The sequence below is a fragment of the Bacillus sp. S14(2024) genome (assembly GCF_050473785.1).
GTDB lineage: Bacteria > Bacillota > Bacilli > Bacillales > Bacillaceae_G > Bacillus_A > Bacillus_A yunxiaonensis.
In genome coordinates this window covers 3,501,900-3,517,794 of sequence record NZ_JBFLUP010000006.1, presented here as the reverse complement: position 1 = coordinate 3,517,794, position 15,895 = coordinate 3,501,900, and the positions used below count along the sequence as shown (strand labels likewise).

The following is a 15,895-nucleotide window of genomic DNA, read 5'->3' as shown; positions in this document are numbered from 1 at the left end:
GTTTATAGATAGTAGATTACGATAACTTCATAGTGTTAGTCTACTGTTATTTTTGTATGTCTCGTTTTGTTTTCTAACTTTACAGGCTTATTGTACATTAAAAATAAAAAGATACCCGTTAATATAATACTAGCCCCTACCAATTGCTGAACAGTAACTACCTCATGCAGAATAAAATAAGCTAATACACATGTCCCAACTGGTTCACCTAATATACTCATTGAGATTGTTGAAGTATTGAGCCATTTAATGAGCCAATTAAAAATTGTTTGCCCAAGTAATGTTGAAATACATGCTAAACAGAAGAACCATAGCCAGTCATATGATGAGTGACCTGTTAGAGGATATCCTAGAGTAAATGAATACGCAAATAGGAATAAAGAACTAGTTGCATAACCGATAAAGGTATAAGGGAATAGGGATAAACTTTTTCTTAAGTGTTGTCCGATTAAGAAATAAGCTGTTATCGTAGTAGCTCCGAGCAAGGCAAGAATGTCGCCAAATAAGGCTGTACCGCCGACTTTGAAATCTCCCCAGCCAATTACAAAACTACCAGCAACAGCGAATATTCCACCTCCAATTGCAAGGCCTCGTAATCTTTCTCCAAAAAGGAAGTACCCTCCAACGAAGGCGAATAAGGGTTGAAGTGTAACAAGTACAGTTGAGCTTGCTACAGAGGTAAAACGTAAAGATTCAAACCAAAGTATATAATGAATAGCAAGAAAAACTCCAGACAGGCTACCTAGCATCCATTGTTTTCTCGTTAAATGTCTAATTTCCTGCATAGCATTTTTATTAAAATAGAACATAGGTAATATAAGGATAGTAGAGAACAGCATCCGATAAAAGGCTATAACAGGTGCAGGAGCGCTAGACAGTTTTACAAATATAGCTGATGTTGAAAGAGCAAAAACTCCGAAAAATAATAAAAAATAAAGTAAAAGAGCGCGGGGTTGATTCAAAGTAAAGGCCTCCTATTGATTCAAAGTTTGGAAATATGGTGTTTATTATTTTGTACAATGTTTATTATAATTAACTAATGATAGTATATATAACAGAGAGTGTAGCGTTCAATATATTAAGACGATGTTTAGTATGTTAAACGGTAATCGTATATTTGTACTAAAATAATAAAATCGATCAGGAGTTGAATGATGTCAAACTATAGTTTAGGGAATACAATTTTAGAATATAGAAAAAGTAAGGGATATAGTATACGAGAATTTTCGGAAATAACAGGCATAAGTACATCTTTAATTAGTCAATTAGAAAGAGGACTTGCAAATCCGTCATTAAATGTATTAAAAATCATTGCAAAAGCTTTAAATGTACCGCTGTTCACATTATTTGTAAATGATATTGACCATGAATCATTGATTGTTAGAAAAGAAGAACGAAAAAAGGTGTATCGTTCTAATAACGAACATATTGTCTACGATATATTAACGCCAGATTTTATGAAAGCAAATGTAGAAATATTAATGATGGATTTACATCCGAAGTCACAAACAACGGAAAGTTACTACAAGCATAATAAAGAAGAAATTGCTGTTATTATGAAGGGAACAGCTTGCGTGGTACTTGAAGGAGAAGAATATATGTTACAAGAGGGAGATGTCATTCGAATTCCTCCTTTTATGAAGCACAAGTTTAAAAATGAAACTGAAGATATGGTGAATGTTTTGTTTGTTTTAACAGCGCCTTCTTATGGGAGTAGAAATTAAGAGAACCCCCTTGCATTTGCAAGGGGGTTCTACAATCTATAAAATGATCAACCTTCTAATAATAGTGATTTTGGATCTTCAAGCATATCTTTAACCGCAACAAGGAAGCTAACAGCCTCTTTTCCATCTACGATGCGGTGATCGTAAGAAAGGGCGATGTACATCATCGGACGGTTTTCCATGCGCTCTGCATCGATAGCAACAGGGCGTACTTGGATTTTATGCATACCAAGGATACCTACTTGTGGTCCATTCAGGATTGGTGTTGACATTAGTGAACCGAACACGCCTCCGTTTGTAATTGTGAATGTTCCGCCTTGTAGTTCTTTTAAAGTAAGTTTGTTGTCACGAGCTTTTTTACCAAGTTCGCTAATTTCTCTTTCGATTTCAGCAAAATTCATTTTATTCGCATCGCGTACAACAGGAACAACTAAGCCTTCTGGAGCTGAAACAGCGATTCCGATATCATAGAATTTCTTAATGATAAGCTCATCACCTTGAATTTCAGCATTTAATAATGGGAATTGTTTTAATGCTGCTACAACTGCTTTTGTGAAGAATGACATGAAGCCAAGACGAACATCATGTTTCTTTTCAAATGCATCTTTACGTTCTTTACGTAATTCCATGATAGCTGTCATATCAACTTCGTTAAATGTTGTTAACATTGCAGCCGTTTGTTGAACTTCTACAAGACGATTTGCAATTGTTTGACGGCGGCGGGACATTTTTACGCGCTCAACTGGTTTATCAAACTCAGTAGTTGCAGCTGGTTTTGGACTTTGTTTTTCTTGTTTTGGTTGTTCTTTTGGTGCAGCAGCATGTGCTTGTACATCATGCGGTCTTACACGGCCAAGTGGATCAGTGCTGCGTACTTCATTTAAGTCGATTCCTAATTCACGTGCCATTTTTCTAGCAGCAGGTGATGCGATAGGGCGGTCCGTATTTGGAAGACCTTGCATCGGTGCTTTATTTGGCGCCGCACTTGGAGCCTCATCTTTTGGTGCTTCAGTAACTTCTTGTTTTGGCTGTTCTGGAGCAGGTGTACTTACTGCAGTTCCGTTTGCATCTAAAATTGCAATAACATCACCAATTTCAACTGTATCCCCAGGTTCACCTAGTAGTTGTGATACAATACCTGAATCTTCTGCAATGATTTCTACATTGACTTTATCTGTTTCAAGCTCAACAACGCTTGCGCCTTTCTCAACTTTTTCACCTACGTTGATAAGCCATTGTGAAATAGTTCCTTCTGTAATAGATTCTGCAAGCTCAGGTACTTTAATTTCGATCATTTTAAATGTCCTCCCCTATTTGCCTAACAATTGATTTGATATGTTTTGTGATAGTCTTCTTTAAACATGAATGGGGGAATGCCCCCCATTCATGGGAATATTTGATTACTTATTGTGAACGAAGTCTTTTTCTTCTTGTAACTTGAAATTGATATTAAGTGTTTGATTAATAATTAACTCTTGTTCTTTTCTATGAACATGTGGATCGCCACCTGATGGACTTGAACGGTCCGGACGTCCAATATAGTTTACTTTCACATTGCCAGAAGCAAGTTCGAATAAAATTGGTGCGATATAATGCCAAGCGCCCATATTTCTTGGCTCTTCTTGTACCCATACGATTTCTTCCAAGTTTTCATAACGCTGAGCGATTGCTTGGATTTTCTCTTTAGGGAATGGGTACAGTTGTTCAACGCGAACAATATGCACTTCATCTAGCGTATGCTCTTGTTTGTTAGATTCAACATCTACTGCTAAGTCGATTGCCATTTTACCTGTAGATAATACTAGACGCTTCACTTTACTTGTTTCTGTTCCAAGGTTTGGTTGCTCTACAACCGTTTGGAAGCTGCCTTCACTTAGCTCCGAAGCAGGTGAAGATGTAAGTGGATGACGTAACAAGCTCTTAGGCGTCATAATAACTAATGGTCTTACAAAGTCTGTTCCAAGACTTGCTGCTTGGCGGCGCAGAATATGGAAATACTGCGCTGCACTTGTTAAGTTTGCAACTGTCCAGTTATTTTCTGCAGCAAGCTGTAAGAAACGTTCTGGACGAGCGCTGGAATGCTCAGGACCTTGCCCCTCATAACCGTGAGGAAGGAGTAGAACAAGTCCAGATTTTTGTCCCCATTTTGCTCTTCCTGCTGAAACGAATTGATCGAACAATGCTTGAGCTGTATTGGAGAAGTCTCCGTATTGTGCTTCCCACATTGTAAGTGTTTCAGGAGAAAATACGTTATAGCCATATTCAAATCCTACAACAGCAGCTTCTGAAAGCGGACTATTATGAACCGCGAAGGAAGCGCGAGCTTGTGGTAGACGATGCATTGGTGAATATGTTTCGTTCGTTTCTGTATCATGTAGTACAACATGACGCTGTGCGAACGTACCGCGCTCTGAATCCTGTCCTGTTAGACGAATTGGCGTGCCGTCCTGTAAAATCGAAGCAAACGCTAACGCTTCGGCATTTGCCCATTCTAGCTTGCCGCCATCTTTAAATGCACTTTCACGGCGTTCAAGAATTTTTTTCAACTTTGGATATACGTTAAAACCTTCCGGCCATTGCAGAAGACTTGTATTTAATTCTTGAAGTGTTTCTAATGGAACACCTGTCACCATTTGTGGAATTCCATTTGCAACTACTTCTGGAACTGGAATATTAGCACTTACTTCTTTTTTATCTGAAGAAACTTGAGCATATTCAGCTTTCAAATGTTCTTGTACAAATTGCGTAATTGTTTCTACTTCGTCAGCATTTAGAATGCCTTTCGCTTGTAAGTCTTCAGCATAAAGAGCTCTTACAGTAGGGTGCTTGCTAACCTTTTTATATACTTTCGGTTGTGTAACTGCTGGATCATCCATTTCGTTATGACCAAAGCGGCGATATCCGATTAAGTCAATTAGGAAATCTTTTTTGAACAGCGTACGGTATTGGAAAGCAAGAGTAGCTGCAATAAGACAAGCTTCAGGGTCATCAGCATTTACGTGCACAATTGGAATGTCGAAGCCTTTCGCAAGGTCACTAGAATATCTTGTAGAACGAGAATCAGAACTATCAGTTGTGAATCCTACTGCGTTATTGGCGATAATATGAATTGTGCCGCCTGTTTGATAACCTTTCAGTCTGCTTAAGTTCAGCGTCTCAGGTACGATACCTTGACCAGGGAACGCAGCATCACCGTGTACTAAAATTGCGAAAGATTTAGAAACATCTTGTTCTGGATAACCTGCTTGCTCACGATTCTCTTGAGCAGCACGAGCAAAACCTTCAACAACTGGGTCTACAAATTCTAAGTGACTTGGGTTATTAGCTAATGTAACGCGAGTAAGAGAACCCTCAGAGTCAACTAATTGTTCCTTACCTAAGTGATACTTCACATCTCCCGTCCAGCCGACATTGTTCTTGTCCTTGTCTTGCATTGGTGCTGAATGCTTAAATTCAGTAAACATATGACTGTAAGGTTTTTCTAATGTATGAGCAAGCACACTGAGACGTCCGCGGTGAGCCATACCAATCATAATATCCTTCACGCCGCCCTTAGCGCCTTCAGAAATAATTTCATCAAGCATAGGGACAAGCATGTCAACTCCTTCTATAGAAAAGCGTTTTTGACCGACAAATGTCTTATGCAAAAATTGCTCGAAACCTTCGACTGCTGTTAATCGTTTTAAGACTGCAATTCGTTTTTCATTTGATAATGGATGATACAGAGAAGTTGATTCCACCATTTCTTGCAGCCACGCACGTTCTTCGCTATCGTGTACATGAGCGAACTCATAAGCTAAAGATTTTGAATAAACATCTTTTAATCTATTAACGGCATCAAATGCTGTTTGAACATCTGCAGGTGCGTTTGCCCAAACCATTTTTGCTGAAATCGCTTTCAAATCATTTTCGCCCAGGCCCTCTAAAGAAAACTGCCCATCCACTTTTTCCTCCAGCGGATTAATGTGCGCAGATAAGTGACCGTATGAACGAATATTTTCTAAAACCTTTGCAGCTTTTAGAACTTTTTCTATGTCTGTATTGTTTTGAGAAGAAAAATTAGAGACATTACTGTTTACATTTGTAAAGTCTGCATGAAAAGGAGGAGCGCCCCATCTTGCAAAAAGCTCTTCTAACTCCGGATCAACAGAACCTGCCTGAGCTACATAACGATCGTACTGTTCAATGACATAGCCAAGGTTAGGACCATGGAACTTAGCCCACGGGTTGTTTGTATTTGTATTCTTACTCGTCATTTGACAAAACCTCCTACTCGTTAGGCTGTTTCTTTCAATATGAATGAAATAGTAACGAGTGCAATTCATTTTATATTTCTTATGTTATTACGATAATTTACATAATACAAAACGTTATTACTTATCTGTTTTGTAAAAAAACATTCACAATTACTTATCACCCAGAGAATTATTCCTATTATCTAGTAAATGGGTGTGGAAAAATCGCTACATAACATAGATGTGAATGATTTTTAGGGATAATATGGAAATGTATCACCTGTCGGTAAATAATCTGAAATATATGAATGTTCAAATAAAAACGTTTTAAATTATGTATATTAAAATAATAAACGCTTTCAAAAATATTATACAACAATATAACAAAGTATAATAGGAAAAAAGATAAGATTTCGAATTGATTGTTAATTTTATGTATTGAGCGAGGAAATGCCAGAATAGAAAAGGGGAATTTTCTTAAGGGGTAAAATATAGTAGAGAATTTCTTCCTATATTTTATATATTCTTGTTGTAAATGGATTGATACTATTTTAATAGAAGCATTAGATTTGCGGGATTTAGTTTGTAATTAAGGAATTAATACGTATGTAAGAAAATATAGAAAGGATCATATTTTTTAGATGTAATATTCTATGATAGTTTGAACAAATAGTTGTGTGAATTATCATAGAAGATAAAAAAATAAGAAATAGTATAGAAGACGATGATTAGAAAATAATTTTAAAGAAAAGTATCAATACAATTTTTGTAGAAAGATTTGTGATTTTTATTCAGTAGCGAACATAGTTTTTTAGTAATGTTTTGGCTAATGGAAAAATTCCAGTTAGGTTTCGTGGGATATATACAGAGGAGGGGATGTAACATGGAACGAAAACAAATTGTACGTGGAATTATTCTTTCTTTACTCATTAATGCAGCATTGCCCATTTTAGTTTACGAGCTGTTATTAGGCCATGTGTCGAACATCACAGCGCTCATAATTGCCACAATGATTCCTTTAGTAGAAACTATAATCTATTTTCTGAAGTATAGAAAATGGGACGTATTTGCAGTGTTTATGTTAGTTGGATTTATTCTTGGAATTATCGCTGCTCTCATTGGCGGAGACGAAAGACTCATTTTAATTCGGGAATCCTTTGTCACAGGAGTTATGGGATTTATTTTCCTTGGTTCTCTTATCACTCGAAGACCGCTAATTTATTATTTCGCCTTACGATTTACTGTCGGAAAAACGCAAAAAGAACAGGCGGCTTTTGCTGATAAGTGGAATAATGCTTATTTCCGTAAGGTATTGCGAATCATGACAGCGGGGTGGGGGATTGTTTTATTAGGGGAAGCATTGCTGAAGGTGGTGCTTGTCTATAGTCTTTCCGTTTCTACGTTTTTAGCAATCTCTAGTTTGATCACGTATGGATTCATTGGACTTGCAATTATTTGGACCGTTCTTTATCGCAGAAAATCACGTCAAAAAATAGATCCAACAAAAAGAGTGTAACATAATAGATATAGTCTATCTTTCTACGAATATGATAAGCATCTTATGGAGCCGATTTGTGAACAACAAGAGACAAAATGGTAATGGCTGCAATCGAAGAAAAGAAATCATGGTGGAATTGGTTGTTCAGCCGTTTATAACGAAAAGAGCGCCCGGATCAAAGAGGCGCGCTCTTTTTCACTCACATAATTAGTGTGAGCAGAATGAATGATACAGTTGAACACTTTCAACATGGATGTATTTTTATCTATCATGGCAAAATATCTATTCTATATTTTTCTTATAACTTAGCCTTAATAAACTTTTCAAATCTAGTTCAGCAATTAATACACTTAATAATATGAGTGTTGCACCTAAGTAACCTTTCAATGTGAGAGTCTCACCTGTGAAAAAGAAAGCAAAACCTGCAGAAAAAACAGGTTCTAATGAGAAAATAAGACCTGTATGTGTAGGGCTGGTGTGTTGCTGTGCAATAACCTGAACAATGAAAGCTATTGCTGTACAAAATATGCTTAAGGCTAAGATTGAAGACCATGATTCAACAGTGTCAGGAAGTTTTGGGGTTTCCATAAACATTGAGAAAATAAGACTAAATAGACCAACAAAACCTAGTTGTACTACCCCAAGGGTAATTGAATTAACATGCTTAGTCATTGTTCCAGTAACGATGACATGAACTGCATAAAATAAAGCGCATAAGATACATAATATATCACCAGAAGCTATCTTGAATTCGCTATTTAACGTTAATAATCCTATTCCTACTATGGTTAAAACGATTCCCAATACAACTTTTCTTTCAGGTCTTTGCTTTAAAAATATAGATGATAATATTGGAATAAAGATGACTGTGAGACTCATTAAGAAACCGGCATTAGAAACACTTGTATACTTTGTACCAAAAGTCGCAAAAACATAAACAATAAACAAAATAGAAGCTAATATAAACGCATATTTTACAGTTTTAAAATCAATTTTGGTTAAGTGCTTGTAAAATACTATAGCCGATAAAAGAAAAGCAATTATAAAACGTAACGCGATTAAATTATATTCTTCTATGTAATTGAGGCCAACCTTTGTAAGTAAGATGGATGCACCCCAAAAAAATGTAACCATTAGTAGCATTAAATCAGCTTTTAATTGTACTTTCATCTCTCTCTCCTCGTTATGTATAATTTGTAATTTCTATAATCCCTCTCCTGCTATTTATTTTAATGTTAATTCTAAATATTTGAAATAAAAAAATTCCCCTTGCAAAGTTAACATAACCTATTATTATAAAAAATAGTTCCTTCATAGATGCGTTGATAGCGTACAGGCGCAGCTCTCTTTGCATAAAAACGTTGTATTATTTCCTTTAGCAAAACATACCTAAATAAATATTGCTTAAAACCATTGACAGAATATTAATGCAACCCCTATAATACAAAACATACTTACTAAAGAACGTAATTACGTCATATAAATTGAAATATAATTGGGCAATGAAGGGAATATAAGTAGTGCTTATCTCACTGTTTTAGAGAGCTGATGGAAGGTGGAAATCAGTACAAAGATAAGGATGAATTTCGATCCTGGAGCATTTTTTTCGAAGTAAAGGGCGACCTTTATGAAGGGAAAAACGGTCAAAAATGATCGTTAACAAAGTCGAGAGGCAGACTTAGTCTGCAACTAGGGTGGTACCGCGATATATTCGTCCCTACTGATACAATCAGTAGGGATTTTTTTATTATATAGAAAACATAATATAGGAAGTGCAATGAAAGGAATACAGTAATGCTTATTTCCCTGTTTCAGAGAGCTGATGGAAGGTGCGAATCAGTACATAAATAAGTGTGAATTTCAATCCCGGAGCATCTTTTTCGAAATAAAGGGCGACCTTTATAGAGGGAAGGACGGTCAAAAGATCGTTAACAAAGTCAAGAGGCAGACTTAAGTTTGCAATTAGGGTGGTACCGCGGTGTAAATCGTCCCTGTCATTTAGGACAGGGGCGATTTTTTTATTGGAAGAAAAACTACACTTGATTCTATTGAATCTTTTGTTAAATAAAAAATCTTTATATTAAAATGAGGAGGAAAAATTATGGAATTACAGAAAAAGTTATTGCCACGGCATATCCGTTTGATGGCACTCGGAGGAGCAATTGGCACAGGTATATTTAAAGGGACTTCTGAAACAGTATCGATAGCGGGGCCGGCAGTTATTTTTTCTTATCTGTTTGCTGGATTATTGCTTCTTGTTGTAATGAGTGCAATTGCAGAGATGGCCATCGCTTATCCTGGGGTGAATATGAAAGGATTTATTCATAAAGCATTTGGAACGAACGTGTCGTTTGTGATTGGATGGCTGTACTGTTTTATGTGGTTAGTTGTATGTGTTATTGAAGTGATAGCTGCGGGAAGCTTTCTGCAATATTGGTTTCCTTCTATGTCTTTATGGTCTTTAAGCCTGATTAGCGCTATTTTCATTGTGGTTATTAATTTTATGAATGTGAAGAATTACGGAGAGTTTGAATTTTGGTTTGCCGGAATTAAAATTACGATGATTGTTCTATTCCTTGTTTTAGGCGCAGGTATTTTATTCGGCATTATCCCGAGCAATGAAACTCACTATATGCAAAACTATGTACAGCACCAGGGATTCTTCCCGCACGGCTGGTCAGGAGTATTTTCCGCATTGTTAGTCGTAATTTTTTCTTACGGTGGTTCTGAACTTATCGGATTGACTTTAACAGAAACGAAGGATGCAGAGAAGGTATTGCCTAAAGTGATTAAAGGAGTAATTTGGAGAATCGTATTATTCTATACGCTCCCAATCCTTGTCATTTGCGGATTAATTCCATGGAATGAAATCGGCAACCAAGCAAGTCCGTTTGTGCAAGTGTTATCTGCGGTCGGATTTAAAGGAGCGGCTCATATTATGAACTTCGTCCTTATTACAGCTGTTTTGTCTGCTGCAAACTCTGGTGTTTATGGCTGTACACGTATGCTGCATTCCTTAGCTACAGAAGGGGAGGCACCGAAGCTGTTTTCACATGTTTCCAAGAATGGTGTTCCACTATATAGCGTTATCTTAAGCTCTATCGTTCTTATTGGGGGGACATTTGTTGCGTACTTTTCCCCTGACCGTGTTTTTGGGTATTTGATGGCAATTCCGGGATTTACGGTATCAGTGGTGTGGATTAGCATATGTTTAGCACAACTGAAGCTTCGCAAAACATATACAAAATTGCCGCATTTTAAAGTATGGGGATTTCCATATGTGACCTCATTCACTGCAATAGCGTTAGCTATTAGCTGTGTGGCATTTGCATTCAGCGATCAAAACCGAGCGAGTATTTTTCTTTGTTTAGGCATTTTAATGATCTTAATTCTATGTTCTATTTTTGTAGGCAAAAAGCAAAAAGGGGACTAATACTACATTTTTAAGATAAACGAAAAGGCAGACTGTTATACTGTAAACCTAAGTATTGAGTATATCTAATGAACCTTACAGTATTAACGAAAGACATATAATAGTATAGTTTATATAAGTATTGGTACATCACGGACATAAAGTGGTGTACCATTTTTTTATGAATTAGACCTCTTCATGACCCTATATGCAACAACGACAATTCTATAAAATACTGCTGCTCAACCACATATGCTTTTGTTATAATACGGAACATTTTTCTATATAGAGATGTCTTTTTGTTACTGTAAAAAAACAACTAGCCCCCCACAAGAGGTGCTAGTTAACGTGAAATTCGTTATTGGAAGTGAAATGAGCTTACACATCCAAGCTGTTGATGATAGCTAATATTTGATGATCTGTCCATTTGCCATTAACCTTTAGATTTTCTTTAGCTATACCTTATTTTTTAAACCCTACTTTTTCTAATACACGAATAGATGCTATATTGTCAGGCATAGCTCCTGCTTCAATTCTATGTAGTTTTAATTCTCTAAAAGCAAAATCTACAACAAGTTGAAGAGCTTCTGTTGTATAGCCCTTTGCATTATACTCCTTATCTAAAGTAAATCCCGTATAACAGTTTTGTAGGTCTCCCCTAGCAATTTGAGTTAATGAAATGTCTCCGATAAGTTTATCAGTTGCTTTTAAAAATATTCCAAAAGGATATAATTGTCCTTCATCTGTCTTTTTTAATGCTTGTTCAAGGCGTATTTTTTGATGTTCTTCTGTAAAAAAGGCTTCTGGGAATAATGGGCAAACTCGTTGAAAAAATTCGCGATTTCTAGTAAGTAATTTAGCTAACTCGCTGGCGTCAGAAATCTTGTAAAGTCGAACGTATATTTGTTGTCCTACTAGTTTCATAAAACCCCTCCGATATCCTTTTAATACAATTTTATCATGGTTAATGAAAGAAAATATTGATAAATATCATATTCATGTGAAGTTAACATAACCTATCATTATCAGTAGTAATCAAATCCCAGAAACCCATTTCTAACGTTGATGGGCATGTGACGAGAGCTCAAAATGTATTCATTCATATTCACAGATGATATCCTTTTAGTTGGATTCTTACGCTGAAGCAGAAAGAAATTGTTGTTCTTTGAGAATTAATTTGATTTTTTATGGAAAGATATACTAGTAAGTATACGATTTGAACGTTCTATTTTTTAGAGTATAAAAGGAGGAGAATGAATATGTCGGAAATTGAAGTAGGCGAAATTTTTACCCTTAGCGATGAGAGTAATGAGGAGCAGGAAGTTGAAGTGCTCGGAACGATGAATGTCGAAGGAGCAGAATACATTGCTGTTGGCTTTGTAGAAGACATTCAAACGGAAACAGAGGAAGACATTGATATCTTCTTTTTAAAAGTAGAAGAAGATAGTGAATTCTCATACATTGAGAGTGACGAGGAATTTGAAAAAGTATCTGCTGCATTTGAGAAAATTATGGACGAGCAAGAATAATATTGGTTGGACACAAGAGGCAGATGCATATCTGCCCTCTGTTTTTGTATATAGGAGTACCGCTCATCGCTATCAAGCTAACAAGACAAAATACCCACTAAAATGAAAAAGACGTTATTCTTTCTGAGGAATCATTAGAAAGGATAATGTCTTTTTATTTTAAGCAGTTATTTACGAACGTCTATACACCAGTGAACATCTTTACAGACATTTTTATCTGAATAAGGTAAACTTTATTAGAAAAATAAATGAAACTTAAATTGTAATAAAACAAAAACGAAGGAGCCAGTTATGACAATTATTGATAAATTAAAACTAAATAAATTCACAAATATGGCTGTAATCAATCAACCAAGCGACTATAAAGTCTTTAATGAACAAACGACTATCCTTTCTAAAGATCATGATGCTATTTTCATTTTTGTCGAAACAATTGATGAGATGGTTACACATACACAATTTATTATTAACAATGAACAACTTTTACTTGAGAAAGGTTATGTATTTTTCGCATATCCGAAAAAAGGGAATACGCGTTATAAAACCTTTATTCATAGAGATGAAATGTTTCCAGCAATGAACGTTGAAGAGGATGGATATGTAGGGAATAGTGATATTAAGTTTGCACGTATGGTAAGCATGGATGACATTTTCACTGTTGTTGGTTTAAAACGTGAAAAAAAGAAGGCAAAGAAAACACCAGCTGCCAGCCAATGCGTTGCGGATTATGAGGAAAATGTAAAGGATGTTGAGGCATTATTAGCAAATCATCCAAATGAACTTACGTTTTATCAAAGCTTAACATCTGGATACCAAAAAGACTGGGCACGTCACATATTCTCAGCGAAGCAACAACAAACACGTGATAAACGTTATCAACAAATGGTTGATATCCTTTCACAAGGGTACAAAACAATCGATTTGTTCCGTCGGAAGAAGAAATAAAGTGAAACTTTCATCAGTGGAGGGCTTCATTCTCCACTGATGGAAATCTCACTTCTAAAGCTAAAAACTAACCTATTTCTGTTTTGGTAATGGATTCATCAATACCTTATTATTCAAGATATTTAAGCTTGTACATTTGTATTACTTATAGAAGAAAAGCAATATTTGATGTTGCTTTAGTTATTCAAAAATATTTATTTTACTCCAGCTTTCTTAAGGGCTCTAGCAACCTCTTTTGCAAATTCTACAGGATCTTGAACTGATTCAAGATGCACATAGATGAGTCGTGGTCTTTCAAACAACCAGTGGTTGTGTATAGCTGAGACTTTAATTTCATCATTCTTTTTGATAGCATGTAAAAAAGGATTTACTTCGTCTTGTAAAAAAACAAGCTCAGCTAGATTCAAAGTTTCATTTCTGTTAGAAACAGGTTCGAAACTAAATTCAAAAGAAATTACCATTTCCGAATGTGTAGGATGTCCAAGAATTGTTACGTCTAAATCCTTTCTCTCTCTTGTTACCATGCATACATCGTTTTTTTGTTGAGCTTCACCTTTAAGAATTTTTGCTAGTTCCTTACATAATGTTTTAGCCATAAAATTCACCTCCTGAAAAGTTAGATATACTTCAGATTATGAGAGAACGTGTGTTGGTGAACTAATCAAAAGTCTATTATTACAAAATAGGTTTAAAATTGGTGCTTATGTTTTGCTATAAAGGCATAAGCAATTCTATTAGTAGTTGAATAAGTAAGTTTGCTAGTTTTTGATATGTATTTATGGATTAAAATAGCGTTCTATCAATAGATAGAACGCTATTTTAATGCTGGCTGCTGTACAAATAAATTTTTACTAGCTAAGCTTCTCAATAGTTAATGATGCAGCATTAACTTTGTGTCCGTTTAGAATTGGTAGTAACACATCTGTAGTTGATCCTATATTTCTAAGTTGTAGTTTTGAATGTTTAGGAATATGGATAATAGCTTGTCCAGTAAGCATCAGACTCGCCCCATCCACTTGTCTTTGTATACCATAATTAGTAAGGTGTCCGCTGACTAAAGCATTATTTAAAATTAAACCATATACTGAAGTAGAAGCAGGACCATCAATTAATAATATAAATTCGATTTTATAGTCTCCTGATTCAGGAATTATTAGGGTGTCACTAGGCGGATTAAACTTGATATGATTTAATGGACCGTTTCTATTAAATTTTACGTTTGCGCCTGATTTGACTTCTATAGGTTTGGAACCCACAAGTGTAACATAACCATATACTGGCTTCGACATTATTACGCACCTCCTCATTTACTATTCTTATTATTGTATGTGATCAAGTTAAAAATGAGTGTATGCTCGTCCAACAAAAAGTAATTATGTATATTCTAAGATAAAACAATACGTCTCCTATTTCGTTAGTAAAAAGAAGACAAGAAACATATAACTACTAGCTTAAGCCGGCACCATCTGCACAGTAGGCGGGTATGGAGTGCTCTTATTGCTTGCGAATAGCGGGCTAAAGAAGCATCAATGTGAAGGAACCGGACGAAATACGGCATCATGAAAGGGAGACACGAACAGTATATTTTCCAGTACAAAAACTTCAGAGCGATTGCAAGTAATCTCTAAATCTTTAACATACCGATATTGTTACTCTGAAAATTTGTATATAGGTTACTTAGAATTACATAAAATACAGCACATAAGATACATAATATATCACCATAATCTATCAGTAACGGTAATTAGTCTGCCTAATTTAAAAGGAGAATAAGCTCCTTTATTTTTTTTAAGCATAGCATGTAAGAGACTATGAAATATTTATAAAAAGTAGGTGAAAACATGCTATTAAATTCTCAACGTATAGGTTTTCCAGGCATGGGCGGCCTCCTAGGTAGCCTCCTAGGCATGGGTAAGGGTAAGGGCGGTTTTCCAGGCATGGGCATGGGTGGTTTTCCAGGCATGGGCATGGGTGGTTTTCCAGGCATGGGCATGGGCGGTTTCCCAGGCATGGGCATGGGCGGTTTCCCAGGCATGGGCATGGGCGGTTTTCCAAACATGGGTATGGGCGGTTTTCCAAACATGGGTATGGGCGGTTTTCCAAACATGGGTATGGGCGGTTTTCCAAACATGGGTATGGGCGGTTTTCCAAACATGGGTATGGGCGGTTTTCCAAACATGGGTATGGGCGGTTTTCCAAACATGGGTATGGGCGGTTTTCCAAACATGGGTATGGGCGGTTTTCCAGGCATGGGCATGGGCGGTTTTCCAGGCATGGGCATGGGTGGTTTTCCAGGTAAGGGTAAGGGCGGTTTCCTAGGTAAGGGTAAGGGCGGTTTCCCAGGCATGGGCATGGGCAGCTTCCCAGGTATGGGCATGAACGGTTTCCCAGGTATGGGTATGGGTGGTTTTCCAAACATGGGTATGGGCGGTTTCCCAGGAACGGGTATGGGTGGTTTCCCAGGTATGGGTGTGAATGGTTTCCCAGGAACGGGTATGGGTGGTTTCCCAGGCATGGGTATGAATGGTTTCCCAGGTATGCAATAATCTTGA

12 protein-coding genes, 1 pseudogene and 2 other annotated features are annotated in these 15,895 nt (G+C 36.5%); of the genes and pseudogenes, 6 read left to right on the top strand and 7 right to left on the bottom strand.

Features of this window, described 5'->3' with window-relative positions; all coding sequences use genetic code 11:
• Positions 1–35 precede the first annotated feature (35 nt).
• The gene (locus tag AB1279_RS17955) at positions 36–962 is read right to left on the bottom strand and encodes a DMT family transporter (protein ID WP_429760142.1); all 927 of its coding nucleotides are present in this window, start codon (positions 960–962) and stop codon (positions 36–38) included.
• A gap of 192 nt (positions 963–1,154) precedes the next feature.
• Between AB1279_RS17955 and AB1279_RS17950 the strand changes: the two genes are divergently transcribed.
• The gene (locus tag AB1279_RS17950) at positions 1,155–1,724 is read left to right on the top strand and encodes a helix-turn-helix domain-containing protein (RefSeq protein ID WP_429760141.1); all 570 of its coding nucleotides are present in this window, start codon (positions 1,155–1,157) and stop codon (positions 1,722–1,724) included.
• A 47-nt stretch (positions 1,725–1,771) separates the two neighbouring features.
• On the opposite strand, the gene odhB is transcribed toward AB1279_RS17950, so the two are convergent.
• Positions 1,772–3,019: a 2-oxoglutarate dehydrogenase complex dihydrolipoyllysine-residue succinyltransferase gene (odhB, locus tag AB1279_RS17945; protein ID WP_429760140.1), complete on the bottom strand. Its 1,248-nt coding sequence runs from the start codon at positions 3,017–3,019 to the stop codon at positions 1,772–1,774.
• 105 nt (positions 3,020–3,124) lie between these two features.
• On the bottom strand, positions 3,125–5,980 hold the full coding sequence (locus AB1279_RS17940) for a 2-oxoglutarate dehydrogenase E1 component (protein ID WP_429760139.1): 2,856 nt from the start codon (positions 5,978–5,980) through the stop codon (positions 3,125–3,127).
• Positions 5,981–6,842: 862 nt separating this feature from the next.
• On the opposite strand from AB1279_RS17940, the gene AB1279_RS17935 reads away from it, so the two are divergent.
• Positions 6,843–7,475 carry a VC0807 family protein gene (locus AB1279_RS17935; protein ID WP_429760138.1) on the top strand — a complete coding sequence of 211 codons (633 nt, stop codon included), beginning with the start codon at positions 6,843–6,845 and terminating at the stop codon, positions 7,473–7,475.
• Between the two features lie 264 nt (positions 7,476–7,739).
• Here the strand turns inward: AB1279_RS17935 and AB1279_RS17930 are convergent, their stop codons facing one another.
• Positions 7,740–8,627 carry a DMT family transporter gene (locus tag AB1279_RS17930; protein ID WP_429760136.1) on the bottom strand — a complete coding sequence of 296 codons (888 nt, stop codon included), beginning with the start codon at positions 8,625–8,627 and terminating at the stop codon, positions 7,740–7,742.
• Between the two features lie 323 nt (positions 8,628–8,950).
• Positions 8,951–9,179 (top strand) — a binding site (T-box leader).
• Positions 9,180–9,225: 46 nt separating this feature from the next.
• Positions 9,226–9,453 (top strand) — a binding site (T-box leader).
• Between the two features lie 105 nt (positions 9,454–9,558).
• Here AB1279_RS17930 and AB1279_RS17925 point away from each other — a divergent pair.
• Positions 9,559–10,890 carry an amino acid permease gene (locus AB1279_RS17925; RefSeq protein ID WP_429760135.1) on the top strand — a complete coding sequence of 444 codons (1,332 nt, stop codon included), beginning with the start codon at positions 9,559–9,561 and terminating at the stop codon, positions 10,888–10,890.
• Positions 10,891–11,247: 357 nt separating this feature from the next.
• Here the strand turns inward: AB1279_RS17925 and AB1279_RS17920 are convergent.
• Positions 11,248–11,793: pseudogene (locus AB1279_RS17920) on the bottom strand (GNAT family N-acetyltransferase).
• A 335-nt stretch (positions 11,794–12,128) separates the two neighbouring features.
• Here AB1279_RS17920 and AB1279_RS17915 point away from each other — a divergent pair.
• Together AB1279_RS17915 and AB1279_RS17910 are read left to right on the top strand one after the other, a co-directional pair.
• Complete coding sequence (locus AB1279_RS17915; RefSeq protein ID WP_098309122.1) at positions 12,129–12,398, top strand: DUF1292 domain-containing protein; 270 nt, start codon at positions 12,129–12,131, stop codon at positions 12,396–12,398.
• Between the two features lie 291 nt (positions 12,399–12,689).
• Complete coding sequence (locus AB1279_RS17910) at positions 12,690–13,343, top strand: YdeI/OmpD-associated family protein (protein WP_429760134.1); 654 nt, start codon at positions 12,690–12,692, stop codon at positions 13,341–13,343.
• A gap of 194 nt (positions 13,344–13,537) precedes the next feature.
• On the opposite strand, the gene AB1279_RS17905 is transcribed toward AB1279_RS17910, so the two are convergent.
• Positions 13,538–13,939 carry a DUF1259 domain-containing protein gene (locus tag AB1279_RS17905; RefSeq protein ID WP_429751293.1) on the bottom strand — a complete coding sequence of 134 codons (402 nt, stop codon included), beginning with the start codon at positions 13,937–13,939 and terminating at the stop codon, positions 13,538–13,540.
• Positions 13,940–14,194: 255 nt separating this feature from the next.
• Positions 14,195–14,632, bottom strand: coding sequence for a BclA C-terminal domain-containing protein (locus AB1279_RS17900; RefSeq protein ID WP_429760132.1), 438 nt, complete (start codon positions 14,630–14,632; stop codon positions 14,195–14,197).
• Between the two features lie 618 nt (positions 14,633–15,250).
• Between AB1279_RS17900 and AB1279_RS17895 the strand changes: the two genes are divergently transcribed.
• Positions 15,251–15,889: a hypothetical protein gene (locus AB1279_RS17895; protein WP_429760131.1), complete on the top strand. Its 639-nt coding sequence runs from the start codon at positions 15,251–15,253 to the stop codon at positions 15,887–15,889.
• Positions 15,890–15,895: the final 6 nt, after the last annotated feature.